The sequence below is a fragment of the Bartonella sp. MU70NMGDW genome (genome assembly GCF_042194085.1).
Classification (GTDB): domain Bacteria; phylum Pseudomonadota; class Alphaproteobacteria; order Rhizobiales; family Rhizobiaceae; genus Bartonella; species Bartonella grahamii.
The window spans coordinates 1-1,074 of record NZ_JBHIMK010000390.1 but is presented as its reverse complement, the minus strand read 5'-3'; the positions used below and the strand labels follow the sequence as shown (position 1 = coordinate 1,074).

At 36.6% G+C, this 1,074-nt stretch carries 2 pseudogenes; both read left to right on the top strand.

Features of this window, described 5'->3' with window-relative positions:
* Positions 1–15: 15 nt before the first annotated feature.
* Positions 16–705: pseudogene (locus tag ACFIKE_RS11195) on the top strand (outer membrane protein); the annotation flags it as partial.
* Positions 706–887: 182 nt separating this feature from the next.
* A pseudogene (locus tag ACFIKE_RS11190) lies at positions 888–1,074 on the top strand (hemin-binding protein E); the annotation flags it as partial.

Here is a 1,074-nt window from a genome sequence, read left to right as displayed (position 1 = left end):
GCAACTTTTTAAGTCAAAATTGATGTATTTGATTTAGAGACAAAAGAAAAAACTTCAGATAAAGATGGACTACCTAAACCTTCAGGTTTCATGGGTGGTATTTATGTAGGTTCCAATTAGGTTCTAATGTAGATCTTGGAAATGTCCTCATTCTAGGTGTTGAAACCGATGCAGTCTGGGCAGACCGAGGAGAGACGAAGACGGTCTCAAAGATTCTTGCGATTGACGAATTTAATGATTTTAATGATGAATTTGAAGATGCTGGTGTTGCATTGCTGGTGTTACATTGGATGAAAATAAAAAGTTTCAAAAAGGTGACACAGCAGTGTATCGTATTGGTTTCAAAGAAAAATAGTCTGGTGCAACACGGGTTTGTGTTGGTTTTTCCGTCGCTGACCGCATTATGCCTTATGTTGCCAATGGTATTGCCTATGCGCAAATACAAGGTGTCGATAAAGTTTCAGAAACAAAAAAGTCGGCAAATGGTAAGTCAAGTAAAGAAGTTGCTGCTACGGTATTTGATAAATCAAAAACGTTGGTGGGTTTTACCCTTGGTGGTGGTATAGATTTCACGATGACAGATCATATTCTTCTTCGTGCGGAATATCGCTACTCAGACTTTGGTAAGAAGGAATTTAAAAAAGATTACCTTAAACTAGGCTACAAAACAATGACTTTTATGTAGGTGTCGCTTACAAGGTCTAATTTCATCAAAAGCGCAATTATGAATACAAAGTATTAATAAAAAATTAAATTTTAAAGAGATCTTGACTTTTACAAAACCGCTGTTTTCTAGGCTTTTATTTGTATGACTGTGACATTTTTACTACAGCTTTTCTATCTATAATCTTGTAAGGTCATCTTATAGTTAATTTAGGAGCAAAATTATGAATACAAAATCTTTAATAGCAACTTCTGCTGCTGCTTTAATTTCAGCTTCTGCAGCACAGGCTGCTGATGTGATGATCCCTCATGAAGTCGCACCAGCAGTTATCGCAGCAGCCCCTTCGTTTTCTTGGACGGGTTTTTATCTTGGTGGTCAAGTTGGCAACTTTTCGAGTAAAACTAAAGTAA